Below are 17,863 nucleotides of genomic sequence, written 5' to 3'. Positions count from 1 at the left end.
TTGAAGCTTCTGCACGTGAGTCTTCGACAAGATTAGACTAACATTTAATAAAACCAAACAAAAATTCAGCGTTTACCTACACTTAAATAGCTGAGGTGTGGTCTTGGATCTATGTTTTTTTAGTTTAAAATTAAGATTTGTAACTATTTACTATTCGTGAGCAAAATGTATTGATAATCAGCTATTAAAGATAGCTAAAGTCTGTTTGCTATCATGAAGTAATCATGAAGGACTAACTATCGGCATGCAAAACTGATGATAGTGGCAAAGTATTTGTTAAGATGGTGTTAATACAATAAAAATATTGTAGAGTTAGTACTAAAAAACACAATTATGAAAACAATGACAAAAATTATAGCCGGAGCGTTTACTGCCCTTGCTATATTTATCGGAACAAATGTAAAAGCCCAGACAGTACCAAAAGACGCGTTGCGTTTTGGTATAGGTGTTGAAGGCCTGTTGCCAACAGGTAACTTACATGATATCTCAAATGTTGGTATAGGTGGTACAGCACGTTTGCAATACGGTATTGCCGACAATCTGGCATTAACGCTTACATCAGGTTACTACAACTTCTTCGGTAAAAAAATCGGGGACGGTACAGACATCAAATATAAGTCTTTAGGTATGGTGCCGGTTAAAGCTGGTATAAAAGCCTTTTTTACCAACAATTTATATTTTGGTGCTGAAGTAGGTGCCGGTTTTGAAACCAAGGGCTTTGGAGATATTAAGGGCAATGATGTTGTGGATGTTAAGAAGAATACTAAACTTTTATTGGCCCCAGGCTTAGGTTATGCATCTAAATCATGGGATGTGGGTGTACGTTATGAAAACTATTCGGGCCAGAGTAATAACTATGGTACCGTTGGTTTACGTATAGCTTACGGATTTGGGTTGTAATTGTAAGTTTAATTTATAATTAAGCAGAATTTATAATTAAGCAGATTTTATTTTCTTATTTTGAAATAATAATCTGCTTAATTATAAATTAATTTCTTTTTAAGTAATTAAATATGTTATTTTGTAAAAAAATAAAATATTAATAATTATTAAAATGAAATTAACCTTACGAATCCTGTATCTTGCATTGATTTTATGCGTAGCGCAATCTTGCAAAAAAAATGGTTTAGAAAAGCCATTAAGTAATGACAATTCGGTAACGAATTCTCGATCGTCCGTTACTGGACAAGCGCAAATAGTATTTTCAAAAATTTTGGCGAAAGCGGTTAAATCTAATCAGTCTCTGCGGGAGTTTTTGAAGAAGGAGAGCTTGAAACAATTTGATAATGATAATGATATATTATATCAAATGGTTAAAAGCGAAAGTGTAGATGGGTCTAAAACGTTCCATCAAATTTTAACTTCATATGCAAGCTCAGAAAAGGAACTAGATTCAATTGAACGAGCTTTGCCCTTGTTGACAATATTTGTTCCAACTCTACCTAATTTTTCACCTGACAAATGGAATGCTTTAAATGAAGCACCATTAGTAGCTACTGTAGTAGATAATGGTCAAGCATCTATATTTGATGAATTAGGAAAGGAAACAATATTGAAAGCAGACCGAGTACCGGGGATACCAGTACTTGTAGTAAAACAAAATGAACGTGTTATCGTTAACAACAAGACTAGCCTATCGGTAAATAACCTTAATAAAAAAACGGCTGCTTTATATCAAAATACGGATTTTTCTTTCAGTTTTGCGGATGATGCTTTCAATGGTATAAACAACAATAAAGAGCAAAAAACCAATAACCTTGGTATTCAAAGGGTTGCAGCTTCCAATGATATTGATCCTGTAAATATTGCTGCATTTAATTCTGGTGATGAATGGCAAAGAGATTATGTTTATTATGGATTGACCCCAACCAATACAAAAGGTGCCTTCAGAAATAATTATAGCGAAGTTATTACATCATTTAAATTCTTAACACCTAATGCCTTAGGAATTATTGCAGATCAGGATGGAGATCCTAAAGCTAATAGTGTGATGAAAATTTTAAGAAGTGGGCAAGTATTGATCCCAGCTTGGACAGATGGTAATTTCGAGTTTTCGATTACTGTATTAATTAATGCAAAAAACGGGGTAGGTTCGGAACTCCAAAAAATCATGAGTGTTAAACCATCTGACTTGTTTGACATTCAATATCAGATAGAAGATCATGGGTTTTTCAAAGATTATAAATTTGTTTCAGCGGTTCCCAAGGAGTATCATCCAAACATTGAATTAGTTCCATGGGATTTGGAAAATTATGGTACGGCTTGGAAGTTTATATTTTACGAAATAGATAATGCTCAAGAAGTTACACAAACTTTTGAAAATTCTACTACTTACGCTGCCAATTTTGAAATTACGGATGCAATAAGTAAAAAAATAGGGCTGAAATTTGGTGCAAGTGCAACGACAAATACTAAAAATACATATAGTGTTAAAACTACCTTAAATTCTGATTTTTTGGGTGAGGCGGTTTTGTCTTTTGATCAACCTATAATTACCAATGTTTCGAATGGTTCCTATACCACCAGGGAAATTACGAGTGGTAATGTTTTAAGTATAAGTGTTGAGCCTAAAAAGATTTTTTAATTTGCAACAGCCATTTAAAAAGAAAAGCCCCTCAGCAAATGCGAGGGCACTGAAAAAGTCCTTTAAAATTAAAGAGGTAGTTTTACAGATAAAATGGAGGCGCTGAGAATCGCCTGTACGAAATCATTCTCCACCACCTACCCGAATACGTCAACGAAAAAGAGGTTGTTTTCAATTTTGAAAACGACCTCTTTTGATAAATAGCCACTTTTTCAGTGCCCTCGCATTTGCTGAGGGGCTTTTCTTTTGTCTGAATCAGAATTTACAGAATTTGAGAATTAACAAAATGACATTAATTATTCTGTGAATTTTAAAATTCTGATTCAGACTAATTTACCTAATGCTTTCTTGATCCGGCGCACGGCTTCTATCAGCTTATCTTCGGCAGCGGCATAAGAGATACGGATAGATGACGGGTCACCGAATGAATCGCCGCCTACAGTGGCTACATGGCCTTCTTCCAGCAGGTAAATGCTCAGGTCGTCGGCATCTTTAATAGTACGGCCATTATAGCTTTTGCCAAAGAAAGAAGTAACGTTAGGGAAAAAGTAAAACGCGCCATCGGGCAGGTTAACTCTAACACCTTCTACCTCACTCAGTAATTTATAAACAATATCGCGGCGTTTTTTGAAAGCGGCACGCATCTCCAGTACCGATTCTAATCCACCTTCGTAGGCAGCTACGCCGGCACGCTGGGTAATGGAGCAGGTTCCTGAAGTGACCTGGCCCTGCATTTTATCACAGGCGGCAGCAATTTCTGAGTTTGAAGCGGTATAACCAATTCTCCAGCCGGTCATGGCAAATGCTTTTGACCAACCGTTGATGATCACTACACGATCTTTAATATAATCAAACTGCGCTATTGACTCATGTTTATCAATAAAGTTGATATGCTCATAGATCTCATCGCTCAGGATATATACATGCGGATGTTTTTCAAATACTTTGGCCAGTCCTTCCAATTCATCTTTGCTGTAAACACTACCGGTAGGGTTACAAGGAGAAGAGAACATGAACAGCTTGGTATTTGGTGTAATAGCTGCTTCTAACTGCTCAGGAGTTATTTTGAAGTTTTGTTCAACAGTAGTATTAATAAACACGCTTTTACCTTCGGCCAGTTTTACCACTTCTGAGTATGATACCCAGTAAGGCGTAGGGATGATCACCTCTTCGCCCGGATTTACCAAACACAGTACGGTGTTGGCAATAGCTTGTTTGGCACCGGTTGATACTACAATCTGGCTGAAATCATAATCAAGGTTGTTTTCGTTCTTCAGCTTGGCAACTACAGCCTTGCGCAGGTCGGGATAACCAGACACGGGAGTGTAGTAGGTAAAGTTTTTATCCATGGCCTGCTTTGCTGCCTCCTTGATGTGCTCAGGGGTATGAAAGTCAGGTTCGCCAAAGCTAAGGCTGATCACGTCGACACCTTTAGCGGCAAGTTCGCGGCCTAATTTGGCCATCTTAATTGTTGCAGATTCGGACAAGTTATTGATCCGGGTACTTAATGCGCTCATATAAATTATGTTATCGCGGCAAATATAGAAAATAACTTTACTGCTACTTACGCTTGTTATTTATAAATTTGTCGCTTAATAAAGAATGCCTTGAAAGAACAAAAAAGGATCATACTAATTTCGCTGATTACAGGCATTGTGCTCATGCTGGCGAAGTTTGGAGCATATTTTTTAACAGCATCTAATTTTGTACTTACCGATGCTGCCGAAAGCATTGTAAACGTAATTGCCAGCGCTTTCGCCTTCTTTAGCATCTACCTTTCATCACAACCCCGGGATGAGAACCATCCCTACGGGCATGGTAAAGTGGAATTCTTCTCCGTTTTTATTGAAGGCGCGCTCATTGGTATAGCGGGTGTTATTATTATCATCAAATCTGTTTACAGTTTATTGTATCCAAGCCATATCCATGACCTGCTTACCGGTGCTGCTATTATTGGCGCTACAGGGCTTGTAAACGGGGCGCTGGGTTATTATATGATCCAAAAAGGTAAGTCGTTACGTTCCATTACATTGGATGCTGATGGCCGCCATCTGATAGCAGATATGGTAACCAGTATTGGCCTGGTGGCAGGTTTAATGCTCATCAGGTTTACCGGTATCCTGTGGCTTGATAGTGGTTTATCCATCCTGGTGGCTTTATATATTATATATAGTAGTTATAAGCTCATCCGTAAATCGGTAGCAGGTTTAATGGACGAGGCCGATTTTCAGGTGGTAACCGACATTATTAACGTATTAAGCGAAAAACGACGCGAAGCCTGGATAGACGTACACAACCTTCGCGCACAGAAATATGGCAACGAACTGCATATCGATTGTCACATGACCCTGCCCAACTACTTTGATCTGAATAAAGCCCATGCCGAAGTATCCTTGGTTGATAAGATGATCAATAAGGAAGTGGGCATTAAAACGGAGCTGTTTATCCATTCTGATCCATGTGTTCCTGATTGTTGCCACTATTGCAGCATGCCTAATTGCCCTATCCGGTCTGAACCGCAAACAGAAACCATAGTCTGGACAATGGATAAGGTAGTACGTAACAAAAAGCATTTTGAATAATGGAATATTTTAATGTAAGGGTTTATGGCCTGCTGCTTAATGATAATGACGAGTTACTGATTAGCGATGAACAGGAGTATGGCATGCGTTTTTCAAAATTTCCCGGCGGCGGTCTTGAGCTTGGCGAGGGCCTGATTGATGGCCTTAAACGCGAATTTATGGAGGAGTGCAATCTGGAGATAGAAGTTGTCAGTCATTTTTATACGACGGATTTTGCTGTAAAATCGGCCTTTAATAATTCGCAGATCATCAGTGTATACTATATGGTGAAAAGTATCGCGCCGGTTAATCTTAATATAAAAACCATCGCCTTTGATTTTGAAGGGGATGGAGAGGTGTTACAAGCTTTCAGATGGGTGCCGCTTACCGCGCTGAGTGTAGCCGACTTTGAATTTCCGACAGATAAACGTGTGGTTGAACTTTTACAGAACGAATTATGAACCTTACCGAACGCGACCTTAAAGTAATATGGCATCCCTACACCCAAATGAAAACCGCCGCGCCGCCGATAGGTATAGTAAGGGGAGAAGGGGCCGGTCTGTTTGATGAAGAGGGCAAAAAATATATCGATGCGGTATCATCCTGGTGGGTAAACATCCACGGGCATGCGCATCCGTACATCGCCAAAAAAGTATCAGAGCAGCTGCATAAGCTGGAGCACGTGATATTTGCCGGCTTTACCCACGAAGGCGCCGTTGAACTGGCCGAAAGATTGCTGGCTATTTTACCCAATAATCAGCAAAAAGCATTTTACTCGGATAACGGATCAACCGCCATTGAGGTGGCCATCAAAATGTGCCTGCAATACTGGCTCAATAAAGGCGATCAGCGTACTAAAATAGTTGCTTTCAAAAACGCATACCATGGTGATACGTTTGGCGCCATGGCCGTAAGCGGCCGCAGCGCGTTCACGGCCGCGTTTGACAGTTTGCTGTTCGAGGTAGAATTTATCGATCTGCCCAACAAGGATAATATAGAAGATCTCAAATCTCAGATCTCAGATCTCAAATCCCAACTGGCCTGTTTTATCTTTGAGCCCCTGGTGCAGGGATCTGCCGGTATGATCATGTATGAGGCCGAATATCTGAACCAACTCATGGCCCATTGTAAACAGGAGAACGTGCTGATGATAGATGATGAGGTATTTACTGGTTTTGGCCGCACTGGCAAACGTTTTGCCTGCGATCATGTGCAGGTGCAGCCAGATATTATGTGTTTCTCCAAAGGGCTTACGGGCGGTACCATGGCGCTTGGCTTAACCACCTGTACCCAGCAGATCTACGACGCTTTTTTATCTGATGATAAGTTGAAAACTTTGTTTCACGGGCATTCCTTTACCGCTAACCCGGTTGCTATCGCAGCTGCGCTGGCCAGTCTTGATCTTTTCCTGGAACCGGCTATGGCGGCAAATATGCAGCGCATTGAAACAGCGCACGCCGCTTTTGCCGCCAAAATAAAGCATCATCCTAAAATAAAAACCGTTAGGCAAACTGGTACCATTATAGCCATGGAATGGGAAACCGGCGACAATACCTCATATTTTAGTTCGCTGCGCGATAAATTGTATCACTACTTTTTGGCCGAAGGTATTATATTGCGCCCGCTGGGCAATGTTATTTATATTTTACCCCCATATTGCATTACTGATGCCGAACTCGGTTATGTTTACAGCAAAATTGAGCAGGCACTTGAAGAAATATAACTATGCTGAATACATTACTACCCCAAATAATTGCTGATAACGAATTGCACTCCCGCTGGTTAAATACGCTGTCGCTGATGGAAAATACCGGCGCGCGTAAAATATCCGCCAGCGAAGATCCGCATACCGTTACTTATATCATACTCAAACACGCCGCCGAAGAGCACCGTCATGCTTTTTACCTCAAAAAACAGCTTGAAAAAACAGGAGTAGAACTTCCAACCTATGCAGCCGAATACCTGCTGGCTCCCGGTTCAAGCAAATACTACCTGAACCAACTGGATGTGGATGTATGCCGTTACCTGAAAAAGGAATTGGGCTTAAGCGGCAGCGAACTGCGTTTTGCAGCCTACCTGCTGGTTACTTATGCTATTGAAGTACGTGCCGATGAGCTATATCCCATTTACCAGGACGCACTTGATGAAGCCGGCAGCAAGGTAAACGTAAAATCCATCATTCTGGAAGAGGAAGGCCACCTGGAAGAAATGCTGAACCAACTGCACAAATTTTCACCCGATTGGGAACGCCACGCCAACAAAGCCGTTGCCTTTGAAACCCGTTTATTTAATCAATGGGTGGAGCAGCTGGGTATTTCTTTGAAATAAGTCAAAATTCAAAAGTAAAAAGTCAAAAAAACACCCGTCCTGTCATTCTGAACGGAGTGAAGAATCTTCTTCAACAAGCATGTAGTATAACAGATTCTTCGCTGCGCTCAGAATGACAAGGGATTTTTAATCAGCGAAATCAATGTAATCAAAAAAATCAACGGTCAATAACTCATATACTCCGTATAAACCAATTGCAGGAAAGATTTACCCTCCTGCAAGGTTTTATTTGTAACCGCTTCACCTGCGTTTTTATTGCCCTTATAAACTATCCTGCGGCCCGAGTTATCATAGGAGATGCTTTGCTGCGGGGTCATAAAACCAAAACCGTTATCCCAGGTAAAAAATGCAAAATCTTTACTGCCCGGATCAAGCAGATCTTTCGACCAGGTAAATTGATTATGCGGCATACCCAGTTGGGCCAGTAGTGTGGCGGCAATGTCGGTTTGTCCGCCTAATTTATTGATCTTTTTACCCCGGTATTCCGGTTTGATCACGTCGCCAAAAAACAATAGCGGGATATGGTATTTAACAGGGTCGTAAGCCTCGGCAATATTGCGTGGCAGGCGGTGCCCATGATCGGCCACCAGTATAAACAGGGTGTTTTTATACCAGGCTTGTTTTTTTGCCTGCCCGAAATAGGCATTAAGGCAGGAGTCGGTAAAATAGGCCGTGCTCCTGAATTGATTGCTGGCATCACCATCTTCATCGGCTGGGAAATGAGCTTTTACAGGCAATACAAAGGGCTCATGATTGGTGGATGTTTGCAGGTACGAAAAGAAGGGTTGTTTTTGTTGCTGCGCGAATTGCAAATGTTTGCTGAGCAGTACATCATCATAAACACCCCACTTAGTTTGTACCTGTGCTGGTGCAAAATTATGTTCATCAGTGATCTGGTCTATCGCATGGCTGTTCATGAATATATTAAAATCCATGTAGCTGCTTTTACCGCCATAAAAATAGGAGGTATGGTATCCCGCGTTTTTAAACACTACGGATAGTGCAGGCAGTTTTCGTTGTTTTAGTGTATCGGCTATAATGGTACGGATAGCCTGTGATGGAAAACCGCTCATAATAGATATGATACCCTTATCTGTACGGTCGGCCGAGGAATAAATATGATCGAACAGGACACCCTGTTGAATGAACTTTTCAAAGTTGGGCGCTACACCCTTATCGCCACCTAATGATTCAATAATGCTGGCTGTATAGCTTTCCAACTGGATGATCACTACGTTAGGCCTGTCGGTAGTCAATATTTTTAATGATGAGTCGGACATTGCCGTATAGGCATCACGCACCAGTTTCTGTGCATCGGCAGGCTCCATGAACACATAAGGGTTGTAGGGCTTCCTGAAATTTTCGAATATGTTATTGAACAGGTTCCACTCGGTATTTAGTGCCGACTGGTTCAGGATCTCCTTGTCAGAAAAATAGGCTGCGTTTTGGTTGATGGGCTCTGTTTGCAGGCCACCCCGCATAAACAAAAAGTTAACAAATACAAGTGAACAGATCAAGGCTATTTTAAGCCCCGGTTTGGCCACGGGCTTCCTGAACTTATAATCAATAACGTATCTGGATAACAAGGCGCCTGAACTTAGCAATAGTACGCCTATCAGGATACACTTACCCACCGGCGATGAACCCGAGGATGCCAGCGCCTCGGAAGGGGCATGATAAAACGAGCTAAATACCCTGAAAGTAACTTTGGTGCCCCATTCCCTGAAAATATTAAAATTGAGTATGGTATTTAAGGAAATGCAGAACAAGATGATCCCCACATAAATTTTAAGCCAGACAGGTTTGATATGCCACGACGGAACGCACCAGTTAACTATAAATACGAGTAAAGGGATGGTGCATATATAGGCTGTAGCTGAAGCATCGAGCCTAAAGCCGTAAAAAAATGTCTGCAGGATCTCGCCGAAACTGGCGCCACGAACTTTATAAAAAAAGTATAATTCAAACGTAAGCCGCGTGATCACGAAGAACAGCAGCCAGAATATGAAAAATCTGATTATACTAAAAAGGTTTCTTAACATAAAGGGGACAAAAGTAGTACTTTAACCCCAATGTTAAGAAACCTTTAATGAATTGTTAGTGAAGTGGGGAAGGTATCAAGTAGATAGTATCAAGTATCAAGACCTCTAAGTATGATACTTGTTATCAAGCCAGCAAAAAGTCTTGATACTTGATACTAACTACTTGATACTAATTTTTATCTGCCGCCGCTCATGGCTTTCAGATCATCCAGAGATATCTTTTCAAAATCAGCCGGAATACCGAATGTACCAGCCGGCGCTTTTTCGTCAACGATGCTCTTAACAGTAACATCAGTACTTTGGCCCTGGCTAAATGAGGTATATTGAACCGGGAAGCCACCTATTTCCCTGTAGTATTTTGCAATACCGGTTATTGGAACAACCACATCATTGGTGATCCAGATATCATAGGTTTTTTTAGTTTTTGAATCTGTAGCTACTACTTTTTTGCAGTTAAAACCCGAGATCTGTTTAGTTTCGGTGCTTGGCGCAAAAGTAAAGGTTGGCATATCTGCCTGAGCCTGATCTACCTCATCTGGCGTGGCAATGGCTGCTTTTTTAATGCTGGCAACCGGTACATCTACCAATATGGCCATTGATTTGCCGCCGGCATCAGTTAAGATTTTTATAGTAGCAGGACCTGCAGTAAAGGTGAACGCGTTAGAATCGGCACGGAAATATCCTTTTGCATTAACTTCCTGACCCCTCATATTGGTAGTGAAGTTAACGGTACCCTCGGTGTATTTTTTCTGCGCGCTGGCGCTCATGGCTGTTGCGGTAAGAGCCAGGCCCAGGGCAACATTAAAAAATTTAATATTCATAGTTTTTGTTTGATTTATACCAATTTACTTGTTTTTGATTAAAAGACAAATTTATTAGTACTTGGTTTAATTTTTTCAGTTAGATACGGCAATTAACGAAATGTTACGCTTTAATACACTATAATTTATATGCATTGCTCTTGCCTGTTGCTCAAGCTGGTCAATAAGTTTGCCGCTATTGCTGCCGTCAATTACAAGTGTTTGATAATCATAATTCTTGTTGATGATGTTAAGATCGATATATGGATTACCGGTGATGTATAAATAATCGGTTTTTAATTTCTCGGGAAGCTGTAAACTGGGTGTTTGCCTGTTAAATACCATAATCTTTTTGTTATTGAACTGGATAAACCCTCCTTGCTTTTTCAGGTATTTTTTGCTGATGCTTTGGTCAAAAGGATACAGTTCGGCGTAACTTATTTTGCAGCTGTCCAGGTACGGCTGAATGGAGTATTTGTAGTTTTTGTCGGTATCGGCAAGGTTGGTGAGCACAACAGCCTTATCGCCGTTTTTAAAAACCATACCGGTATTTTTGCGCAGGTTCAAAAAAGCAACGGAACTACTGTTATCAGCACGATATCTTTTTACGCTGATACTTACACAGAGCAAAAACAGGCAGGCCATGCTCAATTTAAGCAGCCAGGATTTTTTATCATACAAAAAATAAAACAGACTGATGATCAAAGCATAAGTAAGCAAGTATTCGGCTGTGGTAAACCATATTTTATTAATGCTGGCAAAAGGCGCATGTTCAATAATGCTCAACGCTTTATTCATCAGCAGTATTGATTTTTCCAATACCCATGCAAGCGCCGTCGACAGTCCGGGAACCCAGGCCAGCAGCAGATAGGTTATACCACTATACATAATAACCATGGTGGGGATAATAATGAGCAGGTTGCTCAGCAAAAAATAAACCGGGAACTGGTGAAAATAATAAGCGCTTAACGGAAAAGTGATTACCTGTGCGGCTATAGATACCGAACACAACGCCCAAAGTTTATCGGCCCATTTGTTTTTGAATTTGAACCAGGCATATACCACCGGCTGCAATACAATTAAACCGACCACAGAAAGGTAGGAAAGCTGAAAGCCCACGTCGGTTATAAAAAACGGATTGTACAGTAATAGTAACAGGGCAGATATAGCCAGGATGTTTAACATACTGATATGCCGTGTAAAAGTTTGGCCAATAATGATCATACTGATCATGACAGCCGCCCGGCAAACCGCAGGCGAAAAGCCCGTTAACATGGCATAATAGCTTATCAACAATATCATGATGGTCATTTTTAAATGCCTGCCATATTTATAGCGGTTTAAAAAACTCAGCATCCATTGCATTAAAAGATAAATGATGGCCACATGCGCACCCGATACCGATAGCACATGGATGGTGCCTGTTTTGGAGTATGTCTGTAAAACATCATTACTCAAATCGGCTTTGTAACCCAGTATCAGGGTAGATGCTACAGCTATGGCGTTGGGATCATGCAGCTTTTGCCTGAATAACACCACCATTTGCTGCCGCAACTTTAAGGCGTAGGCAATAAAGGCGTTACCTGTATTGTGCTTTAACAGTTTGTACTGGCCCGGAAACAGAAACACCTGGTAGTAGATATTCTGGTGGGCCAGGTATTTTTTATAATTAAACTCGGCCGGGTTAAAGGGTGGGTCGACAGGGGTGTAGGAGGCGGGTACCAGCAGTTCATCACCGTATTGCAGGGCTATGGCATCGCTGTCCTTCAAGGTAAGGAGCAGTGTGCCGTTGGCATCGGCGGTTTGCCGGCGGTTGATGCTTTGCCGAACGGTAGCCGTAAACCGTACCAGTCCGTTTTTAAGCTGTGGTTCGTTATTGATGCTTACCGCCAGGTATTGCGCCTGTATTTTCGAAAAATGGTGTCGGTTATTCAGCTCATTATAACTGATGACACTGATCCATCCGGCCGAAAATAATATCATACCCATTAATAAACCACCAATCCAACGCGCTTTGTAAATGACCAGGCGTTGATAGTTTAAATTCAACGCGATAAATACGATGGACAAACAGATAAAAGCAATAGCAAGGATAGGTAAATAAGCTGCCGACATCAGCTGCATCCCAACAGCCAATCCCAATAAAAAAGGTACAAGCAGAATAACAACCGGGATTTCGCCTTTATGCATTTAGATATGAGATGTTAGATATGAGATTTGAGACAGGATATGTAATGTCGATTAAGAATGATAAAGGGTATCTCAAATCTCATATCCACTCTACAGTTCGTCCCGTACTTCGAGCAAGAATTTTTTGATATTTTCGAGCGAATCAATCACACGTTGGTTCTCTTTGGTATCGCTCATGTTATGCTTCAGGTGCTCTTTGGCGCCATTGAGGGTGTAGCCTTTATCACGGATAAGGTGAAAGATGATCTTAAAATTTTCGATATCCTCCGGGGTAAAATAGCGGTTCCCTTTTTTGTTCTTTTTGGGCTGCAGGATATCGAATTCCTTTTCATAGAAACGTATAAGCGATTGGTTCACATCAAACATGGCCGATACCTCGCCCATGGTGTAATACATCTTGCTTATTTCGCGGTCTTTATAAGGCATATGCAAATGTATTTATTTGATTTTGGAATTGGGAATTTTCGTGATGGATTGTAAAATTTTGTTATTGTGAAAGCATTTCATAAAAAAAGCCCGGGAGTTTTAGCCCGGACTTTTGGTGTAATTACGTCTGATAAAACAATCGGGTTATTTTTTTGCCGCGAAATTACTGGTGTATTCCCGTATGGCAAGTGTATCGCGTTTGCCAAGACTGTTAATGCCATTAATATTAAACTCATTTGAATTCCATTGCACATACCGTTTAATAACCTTGTTGGTATTGGCATCTCTTTGTAAATAGCAAAAATCCATTCCGCTTTGTTTCATCATTGAATAGTTGCCGTGCAGGATAATTGGGTTGTGGTATATGAAATTATCGCCCGAGCTTTGCAATCCAGGATATTTATATAAAGGTGCAAATTTTACAGTGGCATCATTTGCCGAAATAGTCGAAGACTCATTGTTCGCAAATAATAATGTACCGCTGCTATCATCAACTAACGAATATTTGTCCGAAACAATTTGCAATGTGTTTTTGGAAGTAAATACAATAGTACCGCCTCCCTGGTTTGGATGCGATATGAGGTTAAGGCCCGTTGATATGATTGCTTTGGCTTTAACTATTGGGTCGGTAATCTCACCCTGATAAGTAAATACCCTTTCGGTACTTGTAAATGTTAATCCCTGATATTCCAGGGTTTTTGGGAATTGCTGGGAGTCGTCTTTATTTTTGTCTTTATTACAAGATGTTATGGTGATACAGGTAATAGCAAATAATAAGGCAATAGATGTGTAAGATAATTTCATGATAATTGTTAAGGTGGCAAAAATAGGTAAATATTTAGGTTAGCGCATTTATAATACAACGATAGACGATGCCTGGCGCTGAAAGTTTAATAAGGGATATAATATTTATATATACCTGAAAGTCTTAGCACATTACACGGAAATTTAGGCTAATTATCGGGAATTTATTAAGTTTGAAAACATTTAAATCTAATCCTTATGATCAATAAAACAATTTTAGCCGTAGCATTGCTTTTCGCGCTGACATCCTGTGGCAATTCCTCTAAAAAAGAAAATGAAGAAAAGTCGGGCCTTGGTAAATTAGTAGAAGGCGCCAGCAACCTGGATAAATTTGCAAAATCGGGCGAAAAACTAAAAGACCAGACCGAGAAACTTAAAAAGCTGACACCGGCAACTACCGAAGAACTGAAAGCGGTGGTGCCAGAAAATATTGGCGATTTTAAAAGAAAAAGCTATAGCGCGGGCGGTACCGTGGCCGATATTGTTGCCGCAGAAGCCGAATATTCAAAAGAAGATAACAAAACCATCCATGTAAGTATTTTAGATGGTGCCGGCGAATCGGGCAGCGCGGTGGTTAGTTTATTGGCTATGGGCCTAAGTATGCAATCAGAATCAGAATCAAATGGTACCGTAGCCAAAAACATCGAGGCAGATGGCGTGCGTTATTCTACAGAGGATACCAAAAGCGCCTCGGGAGTGAGCTCTTCCCTTAAGTTTATATACAAAGAGCGCTATGCTGTTACTTTACAAGGCGAAGGCTATAGTCTTTCAGAGCTACAGGATTTTTTAAAGAAACTGGATCTGAGTTCATTAAAGTAAACTGATTATTTCCGCAGTCGCTCAGCTCCAGCCGAGTGACGATTATTTCCGGGCCTCTGGCCTGCGAATGCAGACTTGACTTTCAACTGCGGCCGGAGGCCGGGTGATAGAAGTCACTCAGCAGGAGCCGAGCGACTGCCATAGATTGAGTAGGTATTGTATTTAATATTGCGTATATTTGTATATACAACAGCCCGGTTTTCCTGATAAAAAGGAAAACCGGGCTGTTTTGTTAAAGGAAAAACAGAACAGAAAACGACCGTTTTGCATGTAGCTTTTTGACAGGCAGTTAATTAATACTTTTTAAAGTTTTAGAAGTCACTCAAAATGGTATTGAAATTTGTTAAAAAGTGTTAAAATGAGATTTTTTCGAATGATTTTGAGCTGTTTTTAGCCCGTTTCTGAGCAGAAAAATGTTAAAATTTAAGGTTTAAAAAGTTTTTTGGAGGTGGTTTTATTGGTAAGTATTCCTTAACTAATCCCGATCTTTTACTTTCGGGCTTCCGGACTTTCCGACTTCCGGACTAATAATTACATTTGCAAACTATGACAGCTACCGAAATACGACAGGCTTTTCTTGATTTTTTTGTTTCCAAAGGGCATATCATTGTGCCTTCTGCATCTATTGTAATAAAAAACGACCCCACCCTCATGTTCACCAACGCGGGGATGAACCAGTTTAAAGATATATTTTTAGGCGAAGCACCCGCCAAAGCGCCCCGGGCGGCTGATACACAACGCTGTTTACGCGTATCCGGCAAACATAATGATCTGGAAGAGGTGGGTATTGATACCTATCATCATACCATGTTTGAGATGCTGGGCAACTGGAGCTTTGGCGACTATTTTAAAAAAGAAGCCATTGCCTGGGGCTGGGAGCTGCTAACCGAAGTTTATAAGTTGCCTAAAGACCGCCTTTACATTACCTATTTTGAAGGTGACGACAAGGAAGGTCTGGAAAAAGATACCGAAAGCCACGACCTATGGAAGGCCCTGGTTGCGGAAGACCATATTCTGCGGGGTAATAAAAAAGATAATTTCTGGGAAATGGGCGAAACAGGTCCGTGCGGACCATGTTCAGAGATCCATTATGACAGCCGCCCGGATAGCGAGCGCGCCGAAGTTGACGGCGCAACCCTCGTAAATGCCGATCATGACCAGGTAATTGAGATCTGGAACATTGTATTCATGCAGTTTAACCGCTTAAAAGGTGGTGCACTGCAGCCGTTGCCGGCCAAACATGTGGATACCGGGATGGGCTTCGAGCGCCTGGTACGCGTACTACAAGGCAAAACATCGAACTATGATACTGATGTTTTTCAGCCGATGATCCAGTTTATCGCTGAAAAAAGCGGTAAAACCTACAACAGTAAAGCTAAACCCGGTGATGCCGACTGGAACGAAGCTGTAGCCATGCGCGTACTGGCCGATCATATCCGTGCCATTAGCTTTGCCATTGCCGATGGACAACTGCCATCAAACAATAAAGCGGGCTATGTGATTCGCAGGATATTACGCCGTGCGGTACGTTATTCCTATCAGTATTTAGGTTTCAAAGAGCCATTCCTGAACCAACTGGTGCCTTTACTGGCCGATCAGTTTAAAGGGGTGTTTGATAATCTGTATGCTCAGAAGGATTTTGTGCAGAAGGTGGTGTTAGAGGAGGAAGTTTCTTTTTTGCGGACTTTGGGTTTTGGAATTAAATTACTAACCGAGATGATTCTTCAAAAAATAAACGAAGCTGACACTTTTTATACGCCTAAGGAAAATTTAGTTATATCGGGTCAACTTGCATTTGAATTATCAGATACCTATGGTTTTCCACTTGACCTTACTGAGCTAATGGCTCGCGAGCAAGGGTTTAAAGTTGATATTGAAGCGTATAACCAAGCTCTCCAGGAACAAAAATCCCGTTCGCGTGCTGCAACCGCCATTGATACCGGCGATTGGGTGGTGTTAAAAGATAACGACAGCGTGGAGTTTACCGGTTATGATGAAACCGAAACCATTGCACACGTAGTAAAATACCGCAAGGTAACCGCCAAGGGTAAAGAACAATACCAGATCGTACTGGATAAAACGCCTTTCTATGCCGAAAGTGGCGGCCAGGTGGGCGACCGTGGTGAGCTGGTTTTCCCGGATGGTGAAATTGTAAAAGTAACCGATACCAAAAAGGAAAACGGCTTAATCGTACATTTTGTAGATCAGCTGCCCGAAGATATTGACGATGCCTTAACCGCTATTGTTGATCCGGCCTTGCGCAGTCAAACTAATAGTAACCACTCTGCTACACACCTGCTGCACGCCGCTATGAAACAGGTTTTGGGCAGCCATGTGAATCAAAAAGGTTCATTGGTAAATGCGGATTACCTGCGCTTCGACTTTTCACATTTTGCCAAAGTAACTGATGAGGAACTGGCACAGATAGAAGCCATCGTGAACCAAAAGGTACGCGAGAATCTCCCTTTAAAAGAAGAACGCAGTGTACTATATGCGGAGGCTATCCAAAGCGGTGTAACTGCGCTGTTTGGTGAAAAGTATGGCGAATATGTACGCGTGATCACATTCGACGATAACTTTAGCAAGGAGCTTTGCGGTGGTACGCACGTAAAAGCTACCGGGCAGATAGGTTTCTTTAAAATAGTAGCCGAAAGCGCCGTAGCTGCCGGGGTACGCCGTATTGAGGCCATCACCGGGGTTGCTGCTGAAGTATATATCACCAACCAAAACCAGCTGATAGACCAGTTAAAAGAGCTGCTTAAAAATCCAAAAGACCTCGCCAAAAGCGTAGAGAGCCTGTTGGACGAGAACGCTAAGCTGAAAAAGGAGATCGAAAAATCGATCCTGGAAAAATCATCAGGGCTAAAGAACGAACTGGCACAAAAGGTGGAGGCCGTCAACGGTATCAATTTCATTGCTCAAAAAGTAACCCTGCCCAATGCCGAAGCGGTTAAAAACCTGGCTTACCAGCTAAAAGATATCGTAACGGATATGTTCCTGGTACTGGCTGCCGATTTTGATGGTAAACCAAGTCTTACCGTGATGATAGCCGAAAACGTGGTCAAAGAAAAAGGTTTGAATGCCGGCAATATTGTTCGGGAACTCGCCAAAGAGATTAAAGGAGGCGGCGGTGGTCAGCCCTTCTTTGCTACCGCGGGTGGCAGTGATGCCAGCGGGTTGGATAGTGCATTGCTTAAGGCTAAAAGTTTTATAGGTTAATAATATATAACAGGCGTCATTGCCTTTAGATTAGCTTCAACAAATAATATAGGTTGTTATTATTGTTGAAGCTTTCTTTTTGCTTCTTTT

At 41.4% G+C, this 17,863-nt stretch carries 14 protein-coding genes; 8 read left to right on the top strand and 6 right to left on the bottom strand.

Features of this window, described 5'->3' with window-relative positions:
* The first annotated feature begins 333 nt into the window (after positions 1-333).
* Together AB6735_RS24745 and AB6735_RS24740 are read left to right on the top strand one after the other, a co-directional pair.
* Positions 334-900 carry a hypothetical protein gene (locus AB6735_RS24745; protein WP_370998861.1) on the top strand — a complete coding sequence of 189 codons (567 nt, stop codon included), beginning with the start codon at positions 334-336 and terminating at the stop codon, positions 898-900.
* Positions 901-1,054: 154 nt separating this feature from the next.
* Complete coding sequence (locus tag AB6735_RS24740) at positions 1,055-2,584, top strand: hypothetical protein (RefSeq protein ID WP_370998860.1); 1,530 nt, start codon at positions 1,055-1,057, stop codon at positions 2,582-2,584.
* 323 nt (positions 2,585-2,907) lie between these two features.
* On the opposite strand, the gene AB6735_RS24735 is transcribed toward AB6735_RS24740, so the two are convergent.
* On the bottom strand, positions 2,908-4,101 hold the full coding sequence (locus AB6735_RS24735; protein ID WP_370998859.1) for a pyridoxal phosphate-dependent aminotransferase: 1,194 nt from the start codon (positions 4,099-4,101) through the stop codon (positions 2,908-2,910).
* A 90-nt stretch (positions 4,102-4,191) separates the two neighbouring features.
* Here AB6735_RS24735 and AB6735_RS24730 point away from each other — a divergent pair, with 90 nt between their 5' ends.
* Genes AB6735_RS24730 through AB6735_RS24715 form a run of 4 tightly spaced genes read left to right on the top strand, consistent with a single transcriptional unit; the run spans position 4,192 to position 7,473 of the window.
* A complete protein-coding gene (locus AB6735_RS24730) occupies positions 4,192-5,166 on the top strand; it encodes a cation diffusion facilitator family transporter (RefSeq protein WP_370998857.1) in 975 nt (324 codons plus the stop codon).
* The gene (locus AB6735_RS24725) at positions 5,166-5,606 is read left to right on the top strand and encodes an NUDIX domain-containing protein (RefSeq protein ID WP_370998855.1); all 441 of its coding nucleotides are present in this window, start codon (positions 5,166-5,168) and stop codon (positions 5,604-5,606) included. Before AB6735_RS24730 ends, AB6735_RS24725 begins: the two co-directional genes overlap by 1 nt.
* Positions 5,603-6,868 (top strand): adenosylmethionine--8-amino-7-oxononanoate transaminase, encoded by a 1,266-nt coding sequence (gene bioA, locus AB6735_RS24720; protein ID WP_370998854.1) that lies wholly within the window; start codon positions 5,603-5,605, stop codon positions 6,866-6,868. The genes AB6735_RS24725 and bioA overlap by 4 nt, the downstream gene beginning before the upstream one ends.
* A gap of 2 nt (positions 6,869-6,870) precedes the next feature.
* Positions 6,871-7,473, top strand: a complete 603-nt coding sequence (locus AB6735_RS24715) for a hypothetical protein (protein ID WP_370998852.1) — start codon at positions 6,871-6,873, stop codon at positions 7,471-7,473.
* 164 nt (positions 7,474-7,637) lie between these two features.
* Here the strand turns inward: AB6735_RS24715 and AB6735_RS24710 are convergent, their stop codons facing one another.
* The 5 genes from AB6735_RS24710 to AB6735_RS24690 all read right to left on the bottom strand — a co-directional run bounded on the left by AB6735_RS24710 (position 7,638) and on the right by AB6735_RS24690 (position 13,735).
* Positions 7,638-9,515: an LTA synthase family protein gene (locus tag AB6735_RS24710; protein WP_370998851.1), complete on the bottom strand. Its 1,878-nt coding sequence runs from the start codon at positions 9,513-9,515 to the stop codon at positions 7,638-7,640.
* 176 nt (positions 9,516-9,691) lie between these two features.
* Positions 9,692-10,336 carry a hypothetical protein gene (locus AB6735_RS24705; protein WP_370998849.1) on the bottom strand — a complete coding sequence of 215 codons (645 nt, stop codon included), beginning with the start codon at positions 10,334-10,336 and terminating at the stop codon, positions 9,692-9,694.
* Between the two features lie 75 nt (positions 10,337-10,411).
* Positions 10,412-12,505, bottom strand: coding sequence for a ComEC/Rec2 family competence protein (locus AB6735_RS24700; RefSeq protein ID WP_370998847.1), 2,094 nt, complete (start codon positions 12,503-12,505; stop codon positions 10,412-10,414).
* A gap of 90 nt (positions 12,506-12,595) precedes the next feature.
* A complete protein-coding gene (locus tag AB6735_RS24695) occupies positions 12,596-12,931 on the bottom strand; it encodes a MerR family transcriptional regulator (protein WP_172335200.1) in 336 nt (111 codons plus the stop codon).
* Positions 12,932-13,075: 144 nt separating this feature from the next.
* A complete protein-coding gene (locus AB6735_RS24690) occupies positions 13,076-13,735 on the bottom strand; it encodes a hypothetical protein (RefSeq protein ID WP_370998845.1) in 660 nt (219 codons plus the stop codon).
* A 198-nt stretch (positions 13,736-13,933) separates the two neighbouring features.
* Between AB6735_RS24690 and AB6735_RS24685 the strand changes: the two genes are divergently transcribed.
* Both AB6735_RS24685 and alaS read left to right on the top strand, forming a co-directional pair.
* A complete protein-coding gene (locus AB6735_RS24685) occupies positions 13,934-14,554 on the top strand; it encodes a hypothetical protein (protein WP_370998844.1) in 621 nt (206 codons plus the stop codon).
* A 546-nt stretch (positions 14,555-15,100) separates the two neighbouring features.
* Positions 15,101-17,773 (top strand): alanine--tRNA ligase, encoded by a 2,673-nt coding sequence (alaS, locus tag AB6735_RS24680; RefSeq protein ID WP_370998843.1) that lies wholly within the window; start codon positions 15,101-15,103, stop codon positions 17,771-17,773.
* The last annotated feature ends 90 nt before the right edge of the window (positions 17,774-17,863 follow it).

Origin of the sequence: Mucilaginibacter sp. RCC_168 (genome assembly GCF_041355315.1) — a bacterium.
In the GTDB taxonomy this organism is placed as follows: Bacteria; Bacteroidota; Bacteroidia; order Sphingobacteriales; family Sphingobacteriaceae; genus Mucilaginibacter.
This window is presented reverse-complemented; position numbering and strand designations above follow the sequence as displayed.